Raw genomic sequence first — 20357 nt, forward strand, 5'->3', positions numbered from 1 at the left:
ATGCCTGCCAAGCGTGCCGACGCGACCGACTCCGCAGCCACCACCGACCCGACCGGCTCAGCCGGCACCGCCACGCTCGTGGACCGGATCCGCGCGCTCGCCGAGCGTGCCGGTGAGGAGATCCTCGCGGTCTACGCCGCCGCCGACCCCGGCGCCCGGGAGAAGGCCGACCGCACTCCGGTCACCGAGGCCGACCTGCGCGCGGAGGGGGTGATCGTGGCCGGGCTGGCCGAGCTCTCGCCGGACCTCCCGGTGGTGGCCGAGGAGGCCGTCGCCGCCGGTGACGCGCCGGACGTGGGCGGTACGCCGTTCTGGCTGGTCGACCCGCTCGACGGGACCAAGGAGTTCCTGTCCCGCAACGGCGAGTTCACCGTCAACATCGCCCTGGTCGAGGACGGCACGCCCGTGCTCGGTGTGGTCCACCTGCCCGCGATCGGCGTGACGTACGTCGGCGGCCCCGGGCGCGCCGAACGCCTCGAGGGCGGCCACGGCACGCCGCTCGGGGTCGTACCCACGCCCGACACCGGCGCGCGGGCCCTGGTCAGCCGCAGCCACCTCGATCCGGAGACGCAGCGGTGGCTGGAGGGGGTGGAGGTGGGCTCGTTCGTCCAGGCGGGCAGCTCGCTGAAGTTCTGCCGGATCGCCGAGGGCTCGGCAGACGTCTACCCGCGGTTCGGCCGGACGATGGAGTGGGACACCGCCGCCGGCCACGCCGTCCTGCTGGCGGCCGGGGGAGCGGTGGTCACGCCAGACGGCGCGCCGCTGCGCTACGCAAAGCCCGGGTTCGCCAACTCTCCGTTCGTCGCGTTCGGCGGGACCCGGCCCGCTCCGTTGCACTGAGTGGGCGACCCCGGTTTGCCGCACTCGCCCCCGCTGGGTAGGTTCGCGTCCATCGTGGGTGTTCGCGATGCACGGACGGTTTCGGGACCCCGGCCGCCGAGCACGTGGACCACCGAGCAAGAATCGCTGCACCCAAGACCCGTCGTACAGCCTCGAGGTGACCGTCCGTGCCGCTACCTCACCTGACCCCCGAAGCCCGGCAGGCCGCGCTGGAGAAGGCCGCACAGGCCCGGCGTGAGCGTGCTGAGGTGAAGAACCGACTCAAAAACTCCGGCGCCTCGCTCGGCGAGGTCGTCAAGCTCGGGCGTGACTCCAACGAAGTGATCGGCAAGATGCGGGTGTTCGACCTGCTCTGTTCCATGCCGGGCGTGGGCAAGGTCCGCGCCCAGCAGATCATGGAACGCATCGGAATCTCCGAGAGCCGCCGTGTGCGGGGGCTCGGAGACAACCAAGTGGCTGCGCTGAAGCGTGAGTTCGGCGAATCCTGAGACCGTGTACGACCGGACCGCGGCGGGGGAGACCCGACGTCCGGTGGCTCGGTTGACCGTGCTCGCCGGCCCGACAGCCGTGGGCAAGGGCACCCTCGCCGCGGAGATCCGGCGTACGCACCCGGAGGTGTGGATCTCGGTCTCGGCCACCACCCGCCGCCCGCGGCCGGGAGAGATCCACGGAGTGCACTACTGGTTCGTCTCCGACGAGGAGTTCGACCGGATGGTCGCCGACGACGCCCTGCTGGAGTGGGCGGTCGTGCACGGCACCCACCGCTACGGCACCCCGCGGGCCGCGGTCCAGGAGAAGCTCACCGAGGGGCGCCCGGCGCTGCTGGAGATCGATCTGCAGGGCGCCCGGCAGGTTCGCCAGACCATGCCGGACGCGCTGTTCGTGTTCCTGGCGCCGCCCAGCTGGGAGGAGCTCGTCCGCCGGCTGCTGGGCCGGGGCACCGAGTCGGCGGAGGAGCAGGAGCGCCGGCTGGAGACCGCCCGGGAGGAGCTGGCCGCCGAGAAGGAGTTCGACGTCACCGTCGTCAACACCGAGGTGGGCGTCGCCGCGGAGGAGTTGGTAACCTTGATGCGCTCCCATCCATATTCTCCGGAGGCCTGAGCTTGTCTGGTACCCAGCCTGCTGCCGAGGGCATCACGTACCCGCCCATCGACGACCTGCTCGAGAAGAGCGACTCGAAGTACAAGCTCGTCTTGTTCTCCGCCAAGCGCGCCCGGCAGATCAACGCCTACTACGCCCAGCTGGGCGAGGGCCTGCTCGAGTACGTCGGCCCCCTCGTGGACACCCACGTCCAGGAGAAGCCGCTGTCCATCGCGCTGCGTGAGATCAACGAGGGCCTGCTCACCGTCGAGGACATCGAGCCCACCGACGAGGGCGGCCAGCCGGCGGCTTCCTGACCGCCGGCGGCGACGCACGGACCTCCCCCAGCGGCCATGACGACCGCGTTCTCCCGACCGCAGTTCGGAGCTGACGATGCCGGGTGCCCCCAGACCTCGAGTGGTGCTCGGCGTCGCGGGCGGCATCGCCGCCTACAAGGCCTGCTCGTTGCTGCGCCTGCTGGTGGAGGTTCCCTACGACGTCCGGGTCGTGCCCACCGAGAGCGCCCTGCGCTTCGTCGGTGAGGCGACCTGGGCGGCGCTGTCGCACCAACCGGTGCACACCACCGTCTGGGACGACGTGCACGAGGTGCCCCACGTCCGGCTCGGCCAGCAGGCCGACCTGGTCGTCGTCGCACCGGCCACCGCCGACCTGCTCGCCAAGGCCGCGCACGGGCAGGCCGACGACCTGCTCACCTCCACCCTGCTGACCGCCCGCTGCCCGGTCGTGTTCGCGCCGGCCATGCACACCGAGATGTGGGAGCACCCGGCGACCCGGGCCAACGTGGCCACGCTGCGCGAGCGGGGTGCGCTCGTGCTGGAGCCGGCCGAGGGACGCCTGACGGGCGTCGACACCGGTAAGGGCCGGCTGCCGGAGCCGGAGCAGATCTTCGACGTCTGCCGCGGCGTGCTCGCCCGCGGCGACGAGCCGCTGGTTGCCGACCTCGCCGGCCGGCACGTCGTGGTGAGTGCCGGCGGAACCCGGGAGTACCTCGACCCGGTGCGCTACCTCGGCAACCGCTCGTCCGGTCGGCAGGGCTACGCGCTCGCCCGCACCGCAGCCCTGCGAGGCGCCTCGGTCACCCTGGTGGCGGCCAACGTCTCGCTGCCCGACCCGGCCGGGGTGAAGGTCACCCGGGTCGGCTCGACGCGGGAGCTTCGCGATGCCGTCCTCGCCGCCGCGCGCGACGCCGACGCCGTGGTGATGGCCGCCGCACCCGCCGACTTCCGTCCGGCCGGCTACGCCGACGCCAAGATCAAGAAAGCCGACGACGGTTCCGCCCCGACGGTGGAGCTGACCCAGAACCCCGACATCCTCGCCGAGCTCTCCCATGACCGACCGCGCCCCGGCCTGGTGGTGGCCGGCTTCGCCGCCGAGACCGGGGACGCCACCGCGGGTGTCCTCGACCACGGCCGGGCCAAGCTGGCTCGCAAGGGCTGCGACCTGCTCGTGGTCAACGAGGTGGGGGTGGACAAGGGGTTCGAGAGCCCCGACAACGAGGCGGTGATCCTGGGGGCGGACGGCTCGCAGACCGTTGTGCCGCGTGGCGCCAAGGAGGCGCTCGCCCACCGGATCTGGGACCTCGTAGCCGTCCGCTGGACCGCCACCGAACCCCCCTCGGTACCGCACCGCTGACTCCCCGCGTTCGCCGGGCGCCACGCGCGGCGTGACCTTCATGGGAGTTCTCTCATCCAGCGTGTCATGAAGCGGACGGACCGGCAGACCGTGGCTAGTCTCCCGGAATGGCCGAAATCGCTACCGTCCTGATCCTCGGTGCGGCGGTGATCGCATTCGTCGCCGGACGGCGTTACCAGCACTTCGTCCGTACGGTGAACGACACCAAGGTCGCCCGAGCCAACGTCCGCCGCTACGGCGCCGCCCGCTGGCCCGCTCTGCGCGCCCTGGTGGTCATGCTGGCGTGCCTGGTCGTCTACCTGTTCGCGGCCAGGGCGTTCACCGGCTGATCGGCCCGGGCGACCCCGGCAGGAAGCGTCTCGAACGCGCGTTCGATAGGCTGGTCCGGTGCGATGGGATCGTCAACGACTCACCGGCCGCTCCGGTGCCGACACAAGTGCCGACCAGCCGGCCGAGCTGGCGTTGTTCGGGCTGGACGCGTGCGCCCGCACCTTCGACACCCCGGAGTTCCGGGGCATGACGTTCTACGAGATCCATGCCAAGTCACTGCTGAACAAGGTGCCCTCGGCCGCCCGGGTGCCGTTCGACTGGACGATCAACCCCTACCGCGGTTGCGGGCACGCCTGCGTCTACTGCTTCGCCCGGCGCACGCACGAGTACCTCGACCTCGACGCCGGCCGCGACTTCGACACCAAGGTGATCGTCAAGGTCAACGCCGCGGCCGTGCTGCGCCGGGAGCTGGCCCGGCCGAGTTGGCGCGGGGAGCCCGTGGCGATGGGCACCAACGTCGACTGTTACCAGCGGGCCGAGGGCCGGTACGCCCTGATGCCCGAGATCATCACCGCGCTGCGCGACGCGGGCAACCCGTTCTCCATCCTCACCAAGGGCACACTGCTGCTGCGTGATCTCGACCTGCTGCGCGAGGCGGCGCAGGTGACCGACGTGGGACTCAGCGTCTCGGTGGGTTCGGTCGACGCCGGGCTGTGGCGGCAGGTGGAGCCGGGGACCCCGAGCCCGCAGGCCAGGTTGCGGATGGTCCGGACGCTGACCGACGCGGGCTTTCGGGTCGGCGTGCTGATGGCGCCGATCCTCCCGCACCTCGGTGACGCACCCGACCAACTCGAGGAGACCGTACGCGCGATCGCCGCCTCCGGGGCGAGCAGCCTCACCCCGATCGTGCTGCACCTGCGGCCCGGCGCACGGGAGTGGTACCACCGGTGGCTGGCCCGGGAGCACCCCGAACTGGTGCCCGTCTACCGCGACCTGTACGGCTCCGGCTCCTACGCCCAGGCGGCCTACCGGAAGCGGATCTCGGCGACCGTCGCAATGCTCGCCCGGCGCCACGGAGTGGGCACAGACCGCGATTCTCACCGAAACGCCCCCCATAGCGAGCCTCCTCCCAGCTGACCTGGCTAGGCTTGCGGGCACCGCACAACCGAGAGCGGCCGCTCGCGGCCTCCGCGCGCCCCGCTCACCCGCCCGTGCCTTGGCGCCCGAAGGCAGTGCCTAGAAGAAAGGATGGCCGTGTCCCGACGACTGTTCACATCCGAGTCGGTTACCGAGGGCCACCCGGACAAGATCGCCGACCAGATCAGCGACTCCGTACTCGACGCACTCCTCGCGGAGGACCCAGGCAGCCGGGTCGCGGTGGAGACGTTGCTGACGACCGGGCTCGTCGTGGTGGCCGGCGAGGTCACCACGAGTGCCTACGCCGACATCGCCTCGCTGGTGCGCGAACGCATCCTCGACATCGGCTACGACTCCTCGGCCAAGGGCTTCGACGGCGCTTCCTGTGGTGTCACGGTCTCCATCGGCTCCCAGTCGCCCGACATCGCCCAGGGGGTGGACACCGCCTACGAAGGACGCGCCGACGGCTCGGTCGACCCGATCGACCTTCAGGGTGCGGGTGACCAGGGCATGATGTTCGGCTTCGCCTGCGACGAGACCCCCGAGCTGATGCCGCTGCCGATCACGCTCGCGCACCGGCTGGCCAAGCGGCTCACCGACGTCCGCAAGGACGGGACGCTGCCCTACCTCCGTCCCGACGGCAAGACGCAGGTGACGATCGAGTACGACGGCGACCGGCCCGCCCGGATCGACACGATCGTGCTGTCCACGCAGCACGCGGCCAACATCGACCTCGACAACATGCTGACCCCGGACATCCGCCAGCACGTGATCGAGCCGATCATCGGCGAGCTCGACATCGAAAGCGCCGGCTACCGGCTCTACGTCAACCCGACCGGCCGGTTCGAGCTGGGTGGGCCGATGGGCGACGCGGGCCTGACCGGCCGGAAGATCATTGTCGACACCTACGGCGGGTACGCCCGGCACGGTGGCGGCGCCTTCAGCGGCAAGGACCCGACAAAGGTCGACCGGTCCGCGGCGTACGCCATGCGCTGGGTGGCGAAGAACATCGTCGCTGCCGGGCTGGCGAAGAAGTGCGAGTGCCAGGTCGCCTACGCCATCGGCAAGGCGCAGCCGGTCGGCTTCTACGTCAACTGCTCCGGCACCGAGGCCGCACCGATCGACGTGATCGAGAAGGCCGTGCAGCAGGTGTTCGACCTGCGCCCGGCGGCGATCATCCGCGACCTCGACCTGCGGCGGCCGATCTACGTCCAGACCGCCGCCTACGGTCACTTCGGCCGGGAGCTGCCCGACTTCACCTGGGAGCGGACCGACCGCGCCGAGGAACTGCGCAGCGCCGCGGGCCTCGGCTGACCCACTGACCCACGAGAGGGGCAGGCCACCTGTCGGTGGCCTGCCCTACTCTTTGCAGCCGTGACCGAGGACGACGGGGGCCAGCTGGCGCTGGTGCGGGGCAAGGTGCGCAAGCCGCGCGCCGCGAGCCCGCAGCAGCCGGCTCCTGAGCTTCCGGTCGCACGCGTGCTGGTCGACGTGCCCTTGGCGCACCTCGACCGGCCCTTCGACTACCTCGTGCCCGAGCGGTTGCACGCCACCTGCGTGCCCGGGGCCCGGGTGCGCGTCCGGTTCGCCGGGCAGGACCTCGACGGCTTCGTGCTCGAGCGGGTGGCCGAGTCCGACCACCGCGGCCGGCTGGCGCCGCTGCGCCGGGTGGTGTCCGCCGAGCCGGTGCTCGCACCTGAGATCGCCCGGCTGGCCCGCCGGGTCGCCGACCGTTACGCCGGCACGCTCGCCGACGTTCTGCGGCTGGCGGTGCCGCCGCGTCACGCACGGGTGGAGGGCGCCGCCCAGAAGCCCGCTTCGGATTCCACTCCGAAACCCGCCGACGGCGAAGTCCCCGACGCAAGCCCTGCCGACGCACTCCGGCCCGGACCCTGGGGGTCGTACCAGACCGGCGTCGCGTTCCTGGAGGCTCTGCGCCGCGGCGACGGACCGCGTGCGGTCTGGACCGCCGCACCCGGCGAGGACTGGCCCGCCGCGCTCGCCCACGCCGCCGCTGCGACCCTCGCCGGTGGCAGGGGTGTACTCGTCGTCGTTCCCGACCAGCGTGACGTGGCCCGCTTGGACGCCGCGTTCGGCGAGCTGCTCGGGCCCGACCGGCACGTGGTCCTGACCGCCGAGCTCGGCCCGGCCGAGCGCTACCGCCGATTCCTGGCCGTCCGGCGAGGCGGTGTGCGCTGCGTGGTCGGCACCCGGTCGGCGGCGTTCGCCCCGGTCGCCGACCTCGGCCTGGTCGCCTGCTGGGACGACGGCGACGACCTGCACGCCGAGCCGCGCGCCCCCTACCCGCACGTGCGCGAGGTCTTGTTGCTGCGGGCACACGAGTCCGGCTGCGCGGCGTTGCTCGGCGGGTTCGCGTGCACCGCCGAAGGAGCTCACCTGCTGGCCACGGGATGGGCGCGGCCGCTGGCCCCCGAGCGTGCGGTTGTCCGCGAGCGCGGCCCGCGGGTGGTGGTGGCCGGCGACAACGACACCGACCTCGCCCGCGACCCGGCGGCCCGCGCGGTGCGGCTGCCGCACCGGGCGTTCGAACAGGCCCGGGCCGCCCTGGGCTCCGGGCCGGTGCTGGTGCAGGTGCCCCGGTCCGGCTATCTCCCGGCCCTGGCCTGCCAGACCTGCCGGGGCCCGGCGCGCTGCGCGGCCTGCGCCGGGCCGCTCCAGCTCGGCTCCGCCGGCGCACCGCCGAGCTGCGGATGGTGCGGCCGGCCCGCGGTGTCGTGGCGGTGCCCCAACTGCGGCGGCGGCCGGTTGCGCGCCCCTGTGGTCGGCGCCGGCCGGACCGCCGAGGAGCTCGGCCGGGCGTTCCCCAGGGTTCCGGTGCGCACGTCCGGCGGCCCGCGCGTGCTGTCCACTGTCGGCGCCGAACCCGCCCTGGTGGTCGCCACCCCCGGCGCGGAGCCGGTGGCCGAGGGCGGATACGCAGGTGCGTTGCTGCTGGACTCCTGGCTGGCGCTGGCGCGCGCCGACCTGCGGGCCGGGGAGGAGGCGCTGCGCCGTTGGCTCAACGCCGCGGCGTTGGTCCGGCCGGCACGCGCGGGCGGCTCGGTCGTCGTCGTGGGCGAGCCTGCGTCGCCGACGATCCAGGCCCTGCTCCGGTGGTCGCCGCAGGCCCAGGCCGAACGCGAGCTCGCCGAACGCGAGGCCGCCAGGTTCCCGCCGGCGGTTCGGCTGGCCACCCTGACCGGGGCGCCGGACGCCGTACGCGACCTGGCCGGGCTGGTCGAACTCCCGCCCGGCACCGAGGTGCTCGGCCCGGTGCCCCAGGCCGCCGAGGACGAGGTCGTCCGGCTCGTCCTGCGGGTGCGGTGGGCAGACGGCGCCCGCCTGTCCGCGGCGCTGAAGGCGGCACAGGCCGTACGCAGTGCCCGCAAGGCGCCGGGCCCGGTCCGGGTCCAGGTCGATCCCGCCGTGCTCGGGTAGGCCCGCACCCACGTGACCACCGCGGGTAGGGTCGGCGTTCGTGACGCACGCTGACCTCCCACCGGCTTCGCCGTCCCGCACACCGCTCGAGGCGGTCGTGTTCGACGTGGGCGGGGTCCTGCTGGACTGGAACCCGCGCTACCTCTACCGCTCGCTGCTGGCCGACGAGGCGGAGGTCGACCGGTTCCTCGCGCAGGTGTGCACGCCGGAGTGGAACGCCGCGCAGGACGCGGGCCGGACCTGGGCCGAGGGCGTGGCCGAGCTGACCGCCCGGTTCCCCGAGCACCGGGACCTGATCCGTGCCTACGACGAACGCTGGGCGGAGATGGTCGCCGGCACCCTGGAGGAGACCGTCGCGGTGCTGGACACGCTGCGGGCCGCCGGCGTACCGACGTACGCGCTGACGAACTTCTCCGCCGAGAAGTGGACGATCGCCTGCGAGAAGTGGCCGTTCCTCGCGGACCTGGACGGTGCGGTCGTGTCCGGGGTCGAGCGGGTCTCGAAGCCGGACCCCGCGATCTACCGGCTGCTCCTGGACCGGCACGACCTGACCGCGGACACGACGTTCTACACCGACGATGTACCCGTCAACGTGCACGCCGCCCGCTCGGTGGGGCTGCGTGCGGAGGTCTTCGTGGACGGGTCGACGCTCCGCGGCCAGTTGAAGGCGGCCGGCCTGCCGGTGTGATCTCGGGTTCGGCTCTTCCCACGGCCCGTGTCAGGGGAGTGGCGTCGGCGAGGACTCCTCGGCCGCGGACCGGCCGCCGCCGAGCTCGTCGAACGCGAGCGCGTACAGCACGGCGGTGAACGACAGCCCGTCCCGCATCCGCCCGTCGCGCACGATCCGGCGTACCTCCGGCAGCGGCACCCACTCGACCCGCTCCGCCTCGCTGGGATCGCTCGGCGTCCCCACCCTGGTGGCACCGTCGGCGAGGAAGAGGTGGAAACACTGGTCGGCGATCCCGTTGCTCGGGTGGTACGCCGCCAGCTCGCGCAACGGCCCCGGCCGCCAGCCCGTCTCCTCCAGGACCTCGCGCTCGGCCGCCTGGGCCGGGCTCTCGCCCGCGTCGACGCCGCCGGCCGGGATCTCCCAGCCCCAGGTGTCGGTGATGAACCGGTGCCGGTGCAGCAGCAGCAGACCGCGTTCGGGGTCGTGGACCACCACGCCGGCGGCCGGGCGTGGCATGCGCAGGACGTGGTGGTCGAACCGGCGCAGTCCGGGCACCTCGACGTCGGCCAGGGTGAGCCGCACCCAGTCGCTGGAGTAGATCTCGCGTTCGCCGTGCACGGTCCATCGCATGGTCTCGACCCTAGGGGGAGTTGCCCTGCAGGCGGAGCACAGCGGGCGGTGACGCCCGGTCCCGATGCCCCCGAATGGCCCGGTCGGTCCGGATCCGGGGCGTCCGTAGACTGGCGGGGACGCCTGTGAGCTGATCGAGGAGACCTGCGTGGCTGTCCAGCCCATCCGACTGTTCGGTGACCCGGTGCTGCGGACCCCGGCCGAGCCCGTACGCGACTTCGACAAGGAGCTGCGCAAGCTGGTCGCGGACCTCACCGAGACCATGCTCGACGCGCCCGGGAGCGGCCTGGCCGCCCCGCAGATCGGCGTCGGCCTCCGGGTCTTCACCTATCACGTCGACGACGTCATCGGTCACCTGATCAACCCCCAGCTCGACCTGTCCGAGGAGGAACAGTTCGGGCCGGAGGGGTGCCTGTCGATCCCCGGTTTCACCTTCGACTGCCGGCGCGCGCTGCGGGTCGTGGCCAAGGGCTACGACATGCACGGTGAGCCGGTGACCGTGGAGGGTTCGGATCTCCTCGCGCGGTGCGTCCAGCACGAGACCGACCACCTCGACGGCGTGCTGTTCGTCGACCGGCTGGACCGGGAGGCGCGCAAGGCCGCCCTGCGGGCGATCCGGGAAGCGGAGTGGGCCGGCGCCACGCCGCCGCAGGTTCGGGTGTCGCCGCATCCGACACTGGGCCGGGCGCTGTAGTGCCGGCCGCGGTGGCGGGGGAGCCCGCGGCGCCGGGGCAGACCGCCCGGCTGCGGTTGCTGTTCGCGGGTACGCCGGAGGCGGCGGTGCCCGCCCTGGAGGCGATCCTGGTCGGCCGTCACGAGGTCGTCGCCGTGCTGACCCGTCCGGACGCGCCCTCGGGTCGGGGTCGCAAGCTGCACCCGTCGCCGGTCGCCGAACGCGCGCGCGCCGCCGGGATCGAGGTGCTCACCCCGAAGTCCGCGAAGGACCCGGCGTTCGCCGACAGGCTGCGCGAGATCGCCCCCGACGCCTGCCCGGTCGTCGCGTACGGCGGACTGTTGCCGGCGAGCGTGCTGGAGGTTCCCCGGTACGGCTGGATCAACCTGCACTTCTCCGTGCTGCCCGCCTGGCGCGGCGCGGCGCCGGTGCAGCACGCGATCCGCGCCGGTGACGACGTGACCGGCGCGTCGACGTTCCAGATCGTGGAGGAGCTGGACGCCGGCCCGGTGTACGGCGTTCTCACCGAGCCGATCGGCCCCACCGACACCGCCGGCGACCTGCTCGACCGGCTGGCGCGCAGCGGCGCCCGGCTGCTGGCGGACACGCTGGACGGCATCGCCGCGGGCACCCTGGAGGCCCGGCCCCAGCCCACCGACGGCGTGACCTACGCGCGCAAGGTCGAGGTCGACGACGTACGCGTGGACTGGAAGGCGCCGGCCTTCGCCGTCGACCGGCTGGTCCGCTCGGCCACGCCCGCGCCCGGCGCGTGGACGACGTTCCGCGGCGAACGCCTCAAGCTCGGCCCGGTCACCGTGGTCCCGGACGCCGAAGTGCTGCCACCGGGGCGGCTGCGGGCGGAGAAGTCCGGGGTCCTCGTGGGCACCGGCAGCGTTCCGGTCGCCCTCGGCGAGGTACGCCCGCCGGGCAAGCAGGCGATGCCGGCGCCCGACTGGGCACGCGGCGCGCGGCCCGGTGACGAGGAGCCCCTCTCCTGATGGCCTCCGAGCCCGGCAGGGCGGGCAGTGCGGGCAGTGCGGGGCGGCGGCGGCCGGGCCCGGCCGGTGGATCCGGCGGGCGGCGGCGCGGCGGAGTGGACTCCGCCCGGCTGGCCGCCTACGACGTGGTGCACGCGGTGTCGGTCCGGAACGCCTACGCCAACCTCGTGTTGCCCTCGGTCCTGCGGGAGCGCGGCCTGTCCGGACGGGACGCCGCCTTCGCCACCGAACTCGCGCACGGCACCCTGCGGCGCGGCGGCTACGACGACGTGCTCGCCCGCTGTGTCAACCGTCCCTTGACGAAGCTGGACCCCGAGGTACGCGACGTCCTCCGCCTTGGCGCACACCAGATTCTCGGCATGCGGGTACCCTCGCACGCGGCGGTGGCGACCAGTGTCGACCTGGCCCGCAGGGTGGCCGGGATCGGCCCGTCGAAGTTCGTCAACGCCGTCCTGCGCAAGGTGGCGGCCCACGACCTGCCCGGTTGGCAGGCTGAACTCGCCCCGGCGTACGAGCAGGATCCGATCGGCAACCTCGCCGCGGTCCACGCGCACCCGCGGTGGGTGGTCGAGGCATTCGCGGACGCGCTCGGCGGGTCGCTCGCGGAGACGGCCGCCGTGCTCGCGGCCGACAACGAGCCTGCCCGGGTCACGCTCGCGGCCTGGCCGGGGCGGTCGAGCGTGGCGGACCTTCGTGCCGAGGGTGCCGAACCCGGCCGGTGGTCGCCGTACGCCGTCGTGCTGACAGAGGGTGGTGACCCGCACCGGGTCCAGGCGGTGGCCCAGGGCCGCGCCGGCGTCCAGGACGAGGGCAGCCAACTCGTCGCGGCGGCACTGGCGGAGGCACCGCTGACCGGTGACGGCGGCGACGATCGCTGGCTCGACCTGTGCGCCGGACCCGGCGGAAAGTCCGCGCTGCTCGCGAGCCTGGCTGGGCGGCGGTCTGCGGCGTTGCTGGCCACCGAACTCCAGCCGCACCGCGCGGAGCTGGTCGCCCGCACCCTCACTCCGCGGGGCCGGCGGTCCCGCGGAGTCCTCGGCACCGTGGTCGCCGACGGCACCGTGCCGGCCTGGCGGCCCGGCGCCTTCGACCGGGTACTGGCCGACGTACCGTGCACCGGACTGGGCGCGCTGCGCCGCCGGCCGGAGGCACGCTGGCGGCGGGCGGCAGGCGACGTCGCCGGGCTCACCCCGCTGCAGGGAAAGCTCCTGACCACCGCGCTTGACTCGGTGCGGGTGGGCGGCGTCGTCGCGTACGTCACCTGCTCTCCGCACCTGGCCGAGACCCGGGACGTCGTGGCCGGCGTACTGGCCGACCGTACCGACGTCGAACGCGTGGACGCGCGCCCGCTGCTGCCCGGCGTGCCCGATCTCGGCGACGGCCCGGAGGTCCAGCTGTGGCCGCACCGGCACGGCACCGACGCGATGTTCCTCGCCCTCCTGCGCCGTACCGGCATCCGCACCGACTCAGGCACCCGCACCGGGACCGGCGCCCCGTCCCAGTAGAGTCGCGACCACCATGGGCGTACAGATAGCACCGAGCATCCTGTCGGCCGACTTCGCGCGGCTGGCCCAGGCGGCCGAGTCGGTTCAGGCGGCCGACTGGCTGCACGTCGACGTGATGGACAACCACTTCGTCCCCAACCTCACGCTGGGGCTCCCGGTGGTGGAGTCCCTGCTCGCGGCGACGGACCTGCCGATCGACTGCCACCTGATGATCGAGGACCCCGACCGGTGGGCACCCGCCTACGCCGAGGCCGGGGCGGGCAGCGTGACGTTCCATGTGGAGGCCGCGCACGCGCCGGTACGCCTGGCGCGCGAGCTGCGCGCGCTGGGCACCCGCGCCGGGATGGCGCTGAAACCAGCCACGCCGGTCGAGCCGTACGCCGACCTGCTGGACGAGCTGGACATGCTGCTGGTGATGACGGTCGAGCCGGGGTTCGGCGGGCAGAAGTTCCTCGACCTGTGCCTGCCGAAGGTCCGGCGCGCGCGGGAGCTCGTGAGCGGGCGGGGCCTCGATCTGTGGCTGCAGGTGGACGGGGGAGTGTCGGCGGAGACCATCGAACGCTGTGCGGAGGCCGGCGCCGACGTGTTCGTCGCGGGCTCGGCGGTCTTCGGCGCCGACGATCCCGACCGAGCGGTCGCACACCTGCGGGCGCTGGCCGAGGAAGCCTCCAAGCCGACCGGGTAGGAATCTCCCATGAGCTTTCCCGAGTACGACTACTCCGCCGTGCAGTACCCCAGCCCGCGCTACACCGGCACCGACGGCGAGGTCAGCGCGACCTACCGGCCGGCCGGCCACCCGCCGGAGTTCACCTATCGTTCCGGCGGCAGCGTCCACTACCTGTCCACCGGTGCGTCCACCAACGGCGAGTTCGGCCTGTACCGCTGGGAGATGGGCCCGGAGCCGTCCGGGCCGAGCGAGCACTTTCACCGGTCCATCTCGGAGTCGTTCTACATCCTCACCGGCACGGTGCGGATCTTCGACGGCTCCCGCTGGATCGACACCGAACCCGGCGACTACGTGCACGTACCCGAAGGCGGGATCCACGCGTTCCGCAACGAGTCCGGCGAACCGGCCAGCATGTTGTTGCACTTCGCGCCCGGCGCTCCGCGCGAGGGCTACTTCGAGGGCCTGCCCGACCTGTCGAAGACCGACGAGGCCGAGCGCGCGGAGTTCTTCCTCCGGCACGACACGTTCTGGATCTGAGGCCGGAGCCCGGACTGCCGCGCCCGGACTTGCCGGGCCGTGCAAGACTGAACGTCGTACGAGCAAAGCTCGCAGCGTGCTCCGGGGTCGGTGAAAGTCCGAACCGGCGGTGACAGTCCGCGACCCGTGCGAAGTCGTTCCGACGGCCTCGCCCGGTTGACCAGGTGGAACTCCTGGACCGACGGTTAAAGTCCGGATGGGAGGCAGCACGCGGGCCACGGCTCCGTACCCGCTGTGCAGGCGAGGGCACCCCTCGTCCGCGTCGACGGGTCGGCGCGTGCCGTGACCCTCGCCTTCCCCGGTGCCCGCTCGGGCGGACCGGAAGGCGAGGGAGTAGCCGGTGTTCACCGGAATTGTCGAAGAACGCGGCGAGGTCGTCGACCTCGTGCGCCTGGGGGACTCCGCGCGGTTGACCGTACGCGGACCCGTGGTGACCAGTGACGCGCGTCACGGCGACTCGATCGCCGTCGACGGTTGCTGTCTCACCGTGGTCGAGGTCGAGCCCGGCGAGGGCCGGTTCACCGCCGACGTGATGGCCGAGTCGCTGTCGCGCACCAGCCTCGGCGCCCTCGCGCCCGGCCACCTGGTCAACCTCGAGCGTTCCGTACCCGCCGGCGGCCGGCTCGGCGGCCACATCGTCCAGGGCCACGTGGACGGCACCGGCCACATACTGTCCCGCCGGCCCACTCCCCGCTGGGACCTGGTCGAGATCGCCCTTCCGCCGCCGCTGGCCCGCTACGTCGCGGAGAAGGGCTCCGTCGCCGTGGACGGGGTGTCCCTCACCGTCGTCGAGGTCCGCGACCTTCCCGAGCCGGCGTTCACCGTCGCGCTCATCCCCACCACTCTCGACGTCACCACCTTGGGTGCCAAGCAGCCGGGTGCTGCGGTCAACCTCGAGGTGGACGTCATCGCGAAGTACGTCGAACGACTCACCCTCACCAGCGCCGCCCAGTCCGCCGAGCGGTCGCAGACCCAAGGAGCACACGCATGACCTGGTTGACCTGGCTGGTCGACGCCAAGCTGCACATCGGCGGCTCGGAGATCCTCTGGCGCGAGATCGTCGGCAACGGCTTCGGCCTGGCCAGCGCGCTGTTCGGGATGCGCCGCCGGGTGGCGGCCTGGCCGGTCGGCATGATCGGCAACATCCTGTTGTTCACCGTCTTCCTCGGCGGCGTGTTCCACGCTCCGCAGGACAAGGACCTGTGGGGCCAGGCCGGTCGGCAGGTGTTCTTCTTCGCGGTGAGCGCCTACGGCTGGTGGCGGTGGCGCCAGCAGTCTCGCGCCGACGCCGGTGACGGTGGCGCGGTCGCGCCACGGTGGGCGACCTGGCGCGAACGCGTCGGCATGCTGGTCGGCGCTGCGGTCGGCGTGGCGGTCTTCACCTACGTCCTCGGCCTGCTGGGCTCGTGGGGCCCGCTCGCCGACGCCTGGATCCTCACCGGCAGCATCCTCGCCACCTACGGCATGGCCCGTGGGTGGGTGGAGTTCTGGCTGATCTGGATCGCGGTGGACGCGGTCGGGGTGCCGCTGCTGCTGGCGGCGGGGTACTACCCGTCGGCGATCCTCTACCTCGTCTACGGCGGGTTCTGCGTGCTGGGCTTCGTCACCTGGGTCCGGGTCCGGGCGCGGATCGCGGCGACGCCCCAGCCGGCGGACACGGTGGCGGCGGGTGACCCCGCATGAGCACGCCGCGGGATCCGGTCGAGCGCGCGCTGGCCGACCTGGCCGCCGGCCGGGCGGTGGTCGTGGTCGACGACGAGGACCGCGAGAACGAGGGCGACATCATCTTCGCCGCGTCCGCCGCGACCCCGGAACTGGTGGCGTTCACCGTGCGGCACACCAGCGGCGTGCTGTGCGTACCGATGGAGGGCGCCGACCTGGACAGGCTCGCCGTCGGGCCGATGACCGCGGACAACCAGGACACCATGCGGACGGCGTTCTGTGTGACCGTGGACGCGGCCGCCGGGATCACCACCGGGATCAGCGCCGAGGACCGCACGCGGACCATCCGGCTGCTGGCCGACCCCGGCACCGGCCCGGACGATGTCGTACGGCCGGGCCACGTGTTCCCGCTGCGCTACCGACCGGGCGGTGTCCTGGCCCGGCGGGGCCACACCGAGGCCGCGGTGGATCTGGTCCGGCTCGCCGGACTCCCGCCGGTGGGCGTACTCGCCGAGCTGGTCGAGAACGACGGCACGATGATGCGCGGGGACGCGCTGCGCCGGTTCGCCGGCGAACACGACCTCGCGCTGCTCACGATCGAGGACCTCGTACGCCACCGCCGCCGGCACGAGCGGCTGGTGGAGCGGGTGGCCGAGACCCGGATACCGACGCGGCACGGTGACTTCCGCGCCGTCGGGTACCGCTGCACGGTCGACGGGTCCGAGCACGTCGCCCTGGTCCGCGGCGACCTCGCCATTGCCGAACGCACCGCCGACGGCGGTGGCCCGTTGGTCCGGCTGCACTCCGAATGCCTCACCGGTGACGCGTTCGGTTCGCTGCGCTGCGACTGCGGCCCCCAACTGGACCGCGCACTCGCGGCGGTCGCGGCCGACGGAGCGGGGGTGGTCGTCTACCTGCGCGGCCACGAGGGACGCGGCATCGGCCTGCTGGCCAAGCTGTCCGCGTACGCCCTGCAGGACACCGGCCACGACACGGTGGAGGCCAACCTCGCGCTCGGGCTGCCGGTCGACGCCCGCGACTACTGGATCGGCGCGCAGATCCTCGCCGACCTCGGCGTGGGACGGATGCGCCTGCTCACCAACAATCCGGCCAAACGCGCCGGGCTGGAGGCGTACGGCCTGACCGTCACCGCCACCACACCGCTGACGATTCCACCGAACGGCGACAACGCCCACTACCTCGCGACCAAGCGGGACCGGCTCGGGCACATACTTCCGGCCGAGGCCGGCGTCGTTCGGCAGACCACCGGGAGGGCGTCATGAGTGGAACGGGCGCACCGGGCGCCACCCGGATCGACGGCTCCGGCCTGCGGGTCGGCGTCGTCGCCGCGTCGTGGCACGACCAGGTGATGGGCGGGCTGCTGGACGGCGCGCTGCGGGCCCTGTCGGAAGCCGGGGTGAACGACCCGGTCGTGGTGCGAGTACCGGGTTCGTTCGAGCTCCCGGTGGTGGCCGCGCGGCTCGCCCGGTCCGGCCTGGACGCCGTGGTGGCTCTGGGCACCGTCGTACGCGGCGGCACACCGCACTTCGACTACGTGTGCCAGGCGGCGACGGCCGGGCTCACCGAGGTGAGCGTCCAGACCGGCGTGCCGATCGGCTTCGGGCTCCTCACCTGCGACACGGCCGAACAGGCGCTGGACCGCGCCGGGCTGCCCGGCTCCCACGAGGACCGCGGGTACGAGTCCACCCAGGCGGCGCTGCGGACGGCGCTGACCCTGCGCGACCTGGCAGGCGTCCTCCCGCCGGGTGGTGGCCACCGTGTCATCCCCGTGACCGGCTGAGAGTTGACGGGCTGAGGGAGGTGGACCTGGTGAGAGGACTCCGGACGAACCGGCGGTTGTTGCTCCTGCGCCACGGCAAGGCCGAGTCGCCGCTGGGACTGGCCGACGCCGACCGCCCCCTGGCCGACCGCGGCCGGGCGCAGGCCGGCTACGCCGGACGGCAGGCAAGAGAACGCGGCATCGTGCCCGACCTGGCGATCGTGTCTCCCGCACTGCGTACACGGCAGACGTGGTCGGAGTTCGCCGATGCGATGGGCGCCTCCGCCAAGCCTCAACCTGAAGTTGAGGTGGACATGGCTGGACCTGAAGTCGAGGTAGAGGTCGACGTCGACCGGCGGGTCTACGACAACACCGTGGACGACCTGCTCGACGTCCTGACCGAGGCGCCGGACGAGGTGCGGACCCTGCTGGTGGTGGGGCACAACCCGTCGATCGCGAGCCTCGCCGCCGTACTCGACGACGGATCGCCCGGCGCGGACCGGCACGGCCTGGCCGACGGATACCCCACCGGCACGCTGACGGTGTTCGACGTGGCGGGCTCGTGGAAGGCGGTGGGCCCGGGGTCGGGCCGGCTCCGGGCGGTGATCCGCCGGCCGTCCTGACGCCGGGCCCCGAGCAGGTCCCGAGCAGGTCCCGGCCTGGGCCTGACCTGGGCCTGAGCTGGACCTGACCGCGAGCGCGCTGTGGTCTCCGTCTCAGACCGAGCGCTGGTAGGTGCGGAACGCCCGCGCCGCCAGCCAGCCCATGACGGCCACGAGCGCCACCAGCAGCCCGAGCCGGCCACCGACCAGCCCCCAGTCCGGCGTCGCGGAGACCGCCGAGCGCGCGGCGACGGCCGCCCAGTCCACCGGATTGAACCGCGCCACACTGCCCACCCAGCCCGGCATCAGCGTGGGCGCCATCATCACCGAGGACAGGAACGACAGCGGCAGGATCAGGAACTGCGAGATGGCGATCAGCGCCTCCTGCTGGTGAACCAACAGCGCGATCGCGTCCGACAGCGCGGCGAAGACGACCGCCAGCAGCACCGCGCACACCAGTACGACCAGCAAGCCCGGCACTGCGCCGGCGAAGCGCGCGCCGGCCGCGAGCCCGACGCCGAGGACGATCAGCGACTGGATCACCGTCGTCACCGCCTGGAAGACCAGCGACCCGGTGATCAGCGCGCCGCGGCTGACCGGGGAGGTGAGGTTGCGGTCCATCACGCCGCGCTCCATGTCCTGGATGAACGACGTGCCCGCCCAGCCGGCGGAGAACATCGCCGTCATCACCACCACGCCGGGGGTGAGGTACTCCAGGTAGGAGCCGGTGCCGAAGCCCGGGAGCCGGGCGACGTTCCTGAACAGCTGACCGAACAACAGCAGCCAGATCATCGGCTGGATCAGCGTGAACGCGAGGTACGCCGGCTGCCTGGTCAGGGTGCGCAACGACCGTCCGGTCAGGTACGCCGAGTGGGCCAGGAACGTACCGGCCGAGCCGGCGCGTCCGTCGGTACGACCGTCGGCGAAGGTGTCTGTGGTGTCGGGGACAGTCGTCATCGGTTCTTCTCCTGCCGCGGGAAGGACGCCGCGTCGGCGCGGTCGAAGGACCGGCCGGCGTGGCGCAGGTACACGTCGTCGAGGGAGGGGCGGGCGACGGTCACCGCGGTCAGGCCGACCCGGGCTCCGTCGAGGGCGGCCAGAACGGCGGGCAGCGTGGCCGCGCCATTGGTCACCCGGGCCCGCACGGTCGTTTCCTCGACGGAGACGTCGTGCACGCCCGGCACGCCGGCCAGCACCGACCGGGCCGCTTCGGCCTGCTCGGCACCGACGATCTCCGCCTGAACGGTGTCGCCGTCCAGCTGCGCCTTGAGCTCGTCCGGTGTACCGGCTGCGACCACTCGGCCGCGGTCGATGATCACCAGCCGGTCGGCCAGCCGGTCCGCCTCCTCCAGGTAGTGGGTGGTGAGCAGCACAGTCAGGCCGTCCTCGCGGGCCAGCCGGGAGATCTCGGCCCACATCTCCGCCCGGGCCTGCGGGTCCAGTCCGGTGGTGGGCTCGTCCATGAACAGCACCGACGGCCGGTGCACCAGACCGGTGGCGACGTCGAGCTTGCGCTGCATGCCGCCCGACCACTTGCCGGCCAGGCGGTTGCCGGCCTCGGCGAGACCGAACCGGCCGAGCAGCTCGTCGGCTCGGGCCCGAGCCGACGGCCCGGACAGCCCGTGGATGCGGCCGGCCAGGACGAGGTTCTCCCGGCCGGTGCCCATCGGGTCGAACGCCGGCTTCTGCGAGACGTAGCCGATCGCCCGGCGCACCCACGCCGGCCGGCGGTGCACGTCGATGCCGGCGACGCTCGCCGTGCCGGCGTCGGCACGGGACAGCGTGGTGAGGATCTTCACCGTGGTGGACTTGCCGGCGCCGTTGGGCCCGAGCAGCCCGAACACCGACCCGGCGGGCACGGCGAAGCTGATGCCGGCCAGGGCGCGAACGGCCTTGTCGCCGCTGCCGTAGGTCTTGGTCAGGCCGGCGGCCTCGATGGCGGGCCGGCCGTAGGGGAGTGGTCCGGGGTCGTCGAGGACTCCGGACGCCGCGTACACGGACATGGTGCTCCTTCGCGTGGTGCCCGCCGGACGATCGCCGGCCGGGCGGTGTTGCCCCGGGGTGAACCCAGGGGTGAAGGAGTCGAGTGGTCGCGGTACGCGGATATCCTGAGCGGTGGAGGCCTTGGGATCCGCGCCCGGCGACGGGCTCGACTCGAGGTTGTGCCGCCGGCCCCTGACCCTGGTGTTGCCGCACCTGGTCGGGGGCCGCGTGC

Annotated in this window: 23 protein-coding genes and 1 riboswitch; of the genes, 20 read left to right on the forward strand and 3 right to left on the reverse strand. The window is 73.0% G+C overall.

Annotated elements, in window-relative coordinates; translation table 11 throughout:
- From cysQ to BLU27_RS20200, 10 genes are all read left to right on the forward strand, one after another.
- On the forward strand, positions 1-840 hold the full coding sequence (cysQ, locus tag BLU27_RS20155) for a 3'(2'),5'-bisphosphate nucleotidase CysQ (RefSeq protein ID WP_092655220.1): 840 nt from the start codon (positions 1-3) through the stop codon (positions 838-840).
- Between the two features lie 167 nt (positions 841-1007).
- A complete protein-coding gene (gene mihF / locus BLU27_RS20160) occupies positions 1008-1328 on the forward strand; it encodes an integration host factor, actinobacterial type (protein WP_092655221.1) in 321 nt (106 codons plus the stop codon).
- Positions 1329-1332: 4 nt separating this feature from the next.
- Positions 1333-1941 carry a guanylate kinase gene (gene gmk / locus BLU27_RS20165; RefSeq protein ID WP_092655222.1) on the forward strand — a complete coding sequence of 203 codons (609 nt, stop codon included), beginning with the start codon at positions 1333-1335 and terminating at the stop codon, positions 1939-1941.
- A gap of 2 nt (positions 1942-1943) precedes the next feature.
- Positions 1944-2237, forward strand: a complete 294-nt coding sequence (gene rpoZ / locus BLU27_RS20170; RefSeq protein WP_092655223.1) for a DNA-directed RNA polymerase subunit omega — start codon at positions 1944-1946, stop codon at positions 2235-2237.
- 76 nt (positions 2238-2313) lie between these two features.
- The gene (coaBC, locus tag BLU27_RS20175) at positions 2314-3573 is read left to right on the forward strand and encodes a bifunctional phosphopantothenoylcysteine decarboxylase/phosphopantothenate--cysteine ligase CoaBC (RefSeq protein ID WP_092655224.1); all 1260 of its coding nucleotides are present in this window, start codon (positions 2314-2316) and stop codon (positions 3571-3573) included.
- Between the two features lie 107 nt (positions 3574-3680).
- Positions 3681-3902, forward strand: a complete 222-nt coding sequence (locus BLU27_RS20180) for a hypothetical protein (protein WP_092655225.1) — start codon at positions 3681-3683, stop codon at positions 3900-3902.
- A gap of 58 nt (positions 3903-3960) precedes the next feature.
- Entirely contained in the window at positions 3961-4980 is a 1020-nt protein-coding gene (locus tag BLU27_RS20185) for an Rv2578c family radical SAM protein (RefSeq protein ID WP_092655226.1), read from the forward strand.
- Positions 4981-5097: 117 nt separating this feature from the next.
- Positions 5098-6294 (forward strand): methionine adenosyltransferase, encoded by a 1197-nt coding sequence (metK, locus tag BLU27_RS20190; RefSeq protein ID WP_092655227.1) that lies wholly within the window; start codon positions 5098-5100, stop codon positions 6292-6294.
- Positions 6295-6354: 60 nt separating this feature from the next.
- Positions 6355-8418, forward strand: a complete 2064-nt coding sequence (locus BLU27_RS20195; RefSeq protein ID WP_172805003.1) for a primosomal protein N' — start codon at positions 6355-6357, stop codon at positions 8416-8418.
- Between the two features lie 40 nt (positions 8419-8458).
- Positions 8459-9106, forward strand: coding sequence for an HAD family hydrolase (locus BLU27_RS20200; RefSeq protein WP_092655228.1), 648 nt, complete (start codon positions 8459-8461; stop codon positions 9104-9106).
- Between the two features lie 30 nt (positions 9107-9136).
- Here the strand turns inward: BLU27_RS20200 and BLU27_RS20205 are convergent, their stop codons facing one another.
- The gene (locus BLU27_RS20205; RefSeq protein WP_092655229.1) at positions 9137-9718 is read right to left on the reverse strand and encodes an NUDIX hydrolase; all 582 of its coding nucleotides are present in this window, start codon (positions 9716-9718) and stop codon (positions 9137-9139) included.
- A 148-nt stretch (positions 9719-9866) separates the two neighbouring features.
- Here BLU27_RS20205 and def point away from each other — a divergent pair, with 148 nt between their 5' ends.
- The 10 genes from def (at position 9867) to BLU27_RS20255 (ending at position 18163) form a co-directional block, all read left to right on the forward strand.
- Positions 9867-10412 carry a peptide deformylase gene (gene def / locus BLU27_RS20210; protein WP_206744624.1) on the forward strand — a complete coding sequence of 182 codons (546 nt, stop codon included), beginning with the start codon at positions 9867-9869 and terminating at the stop codon, positions 10410-10412.
- Between the two features lie 50 nt (positions 10413-10462).
- The gene (gene fmt / locus BLU27_RS20215) at positions 10463-11389 is read left to right on the forward strand and encodes a methionyl-tRNA formyltransferase (protein ID WP_092657920.1); all 927 of its coding nucleotides are present in this window, start codon (positions 10463-10465) and stop codon (positions 11387-11389) included.
- Positions 11389-12894 (forward strand): RsmB/NOP family class I SAM-dependent RNA methyltransferase, encoded by a 1506-nt coding sequence (locus BLU27_RS20220; RefSeq protein ID WP_092655231.1) that lies wholly within the window; start codon positions 11389-11391, stop codon positions 12892-12894. Before fmt ends, BLU27_RS20220 begins: the two co-directional genes overlap by 1 nt.
- 13 nt (positions 12895-12907) lie before the next feature.
- Positions 12908-13579: a ribulose-phosphate 3-epimerase gene (rpe, locus tag BLU27_RS20225; protein WP_092655232.1), complete on the forward strand. Its 672-nt coding sequence runs from the start codon at positions 12908-12910 to the stop codon at positions 13577-13579.
- A gap of 9 nt (positions 13580-13588) precedes the next feature.
- On the forward strand, positions 13589-14098 hold the full coding sequence (locus BLU27_RS20230) for a cupin domain-containing protein (RefSeq protein WP_241827532.1): 510 nt from the start codon (positions 13589-13591) through the stop codon (positions 14096-14098).
- 72 nt (positions 14099-14170) lie between these two features.
- A riboswitch (FMN riboswitch) is annotated at positions 14171-14312 on the forward strand.
- Between the two features lie 126 nt (positions 14313-14438).
- A complete protein-coding gene (locus tag BLU27_RS20235) occupies positions 14439-15089 on the forward strand; it encodes a riboflavin synthase (protein WP_092655233.1) in 651 nt (216 codons plus the stop codon).
- Positions 15086-15781, forward strand: coding sequence for a nicotinamide riboside transporter PnuC (pnuC, locus tag BLU27_RS20240; protein ID WP_092655234.1), 696 nt, complete (start codon positions 15086-15088; stop codon positions 15779-15781). The genes BLU27_RS20235 and pnuC overlap by 4 nt, the downstream gene beginning before the upstream one ends.
- Positions 15778-17043, forward strand: coding sequence for a bifunctional 3,4-dihydroxy-2-butanone-4-phosphate synthase/GTP cyclohydrolase II (locus BLU27_RS20245; RefSeq protein WP_092655235.1), 1266 nt, complete (start codon positions 15778-15780; stop codon positions 17041-17043). Before pnuC ends, BLU27_RS20245 begins: the two co-directional genes overlap by 4 nt.
- A complete protein-coding gene (gene ribH, locus BLU27_RS20250; RefSeq protein ID WP_092655236.1) occupies positions 17040-17561 on the forward strand; it encodes a 6,7-dimethyl-8-ribityllumazine synthase in 522 nt (173 codons plus the stop codon). The genes BLU27_RS20245 and ribH overlap by 4 nt, the downstream gene beginning before the upstream one ends.
- Positions 17562-17590: 29 nt before the next feature.
- The gene (locus BLU27_RS20255) at positions 17591-18163 is read left to right on the forward strand and encodes a SixA phosphatase family protein (protein WP_157728714.1); all 573 of its coding nucleotides are present in this window, start codon (positions 17591-17593) and stop codon (positions 18161-18163) included.
- Between the two features lie 93 nt (positions 18164-18256).
- Here BLU27_RS20255 and BLU27_RS20260 read toward each other — a convergent pair whose 3' ends face one another.
- Together BLU27_RS20260 and BLU27_RS20265 are read right to left on the reverse strand one after the other, a co-directional pair.
- Positions 18257-19099, reverse strand: a complete 843-nt coding sequence (locus BLU27_RS20260; protein ID WP_092655238.1) for an ABC transporter permease — start codon at positions 19097-19099, stop codon at positions 18257-18259.
- Positions 19096-20145 carry an ATP-binding cassette domain-containing protein gene (locus BLU27_RS20265; protein WP_092655239.1) on the reverse strand — a complete coding sequence of 350 codons (1050 nt, stop codon included), beginning with the start codon at positions 20143-20145 and terminating at the stop codon, positions 19096-19098. The genes BLU27_RS20260 and BLU27_RS20265 overlap by 4 nt, the downstream gene beginning before the upstream one ends.
- Positions 20146-20357 lie beyond the last annotated feature (212 nt).

Origin of the sequence: Actinopolymorpha singaporensis, from assembly GCF_900104745.1 — a bacterium.
In the GTDB taxonomy this organism is placed as follows: Bacteria; Actinomycetota; Actinomycetes; order Propionibacteriales; family Actinopolymorphaceae; genus Actinopolymorpha; species Actinopolymorpha singaporensis.

What these genes read in the sequence shown, in the direction of transcription:
- cysQ (WP_092655220.1), top strand. Translation starts at nt 1, where the DNA reads ATGCCTGCCAAGCGTGCCGACGCGACCGACTCCGCAGCCACCACCGAC.
- coaBC (WP_092655224.1), top strand. Translation starts at nt 2,314, where the DNA reads ATGCCGGGTGCCCCCAGACCTCGAGTGGTGCTCGGCGTCGCGGGCGGC.
- BLU27_RS20180 (WP_092655225.1), top strand. Translation starts at nt 3,681, where the DNA reads ATGGCCGAAATCGCTACCGTCCTGATCCTCGGTGCGGCGGTGATCGCA.
- BLU27_RS20205 (WP_092655229.1), bottom strand. Translation starts at nt 9,718, where the DNA reads ATGCGATGGACCGTGCACGGCGAACGCGAGATCTACTCCAGCGACTGG.
- BLU27_RS20220 (WP_092655231.1), top strand. Translation starts at nt 11,389, where the DNA reads ATGGCCTCCGAGCCCGGCAGGGCGGGCAGTGCGGGCAGTGCGGGGCGG.
- rpe (WP_092655232.1), top strand. Translation starts at nt 12,908, where the DNA reads ATGGGCGTACAGATAGCACCGAGCATCCTGTCGGCCGACTTCGCGCGG.
- BLU27_RS20230 (WP_241827532.1), top strand. Translation starts at nt 13,589, where the DNA reads ATGAGCTTTCCCGAGTACGACTACTCCGCCGTGCAGTACCCCAGCCCG.
- pnuC (WP_092655234.1), top strand. Translation starts at nt 15,086, where the DNA reads ATGACCTGGTTGACCTGGCTGGTCGACGCCAAGCTGCACATCGGCGGC.
- BLU27_RS20245 (WP_092655235.1), top strand. Translation starts at nt 15,778, where the DNA reads ATGAGCACGCCGCGGGATCCGGTCGAGCGCGCGCTGGCCGACCTGGCC.
- ribH (WP_092655236.1), top strand. Translation starts at nt 17,040, where the DNA reads ATGAGTGGAACGGGCGCACCGGGCGCCACCCGGATCGACGGCTCCGGC.
- BLU27_RS20260 (WP_092655238.1), bottom strand. Translation starts at nt 19,099, where the DNA reads ATGACGACTGTCCCCGACACCACAGACACCTTCGCCGACGGTCGTACC.
- BLU27_RS20265 (WP_092655239.1), bottom strand. Translation starts at nt 20,145, where the DNA reads ATGTCCGTGTACGCGGCGTCCGGAGTCCTCGACGACCCCGGACCACTC.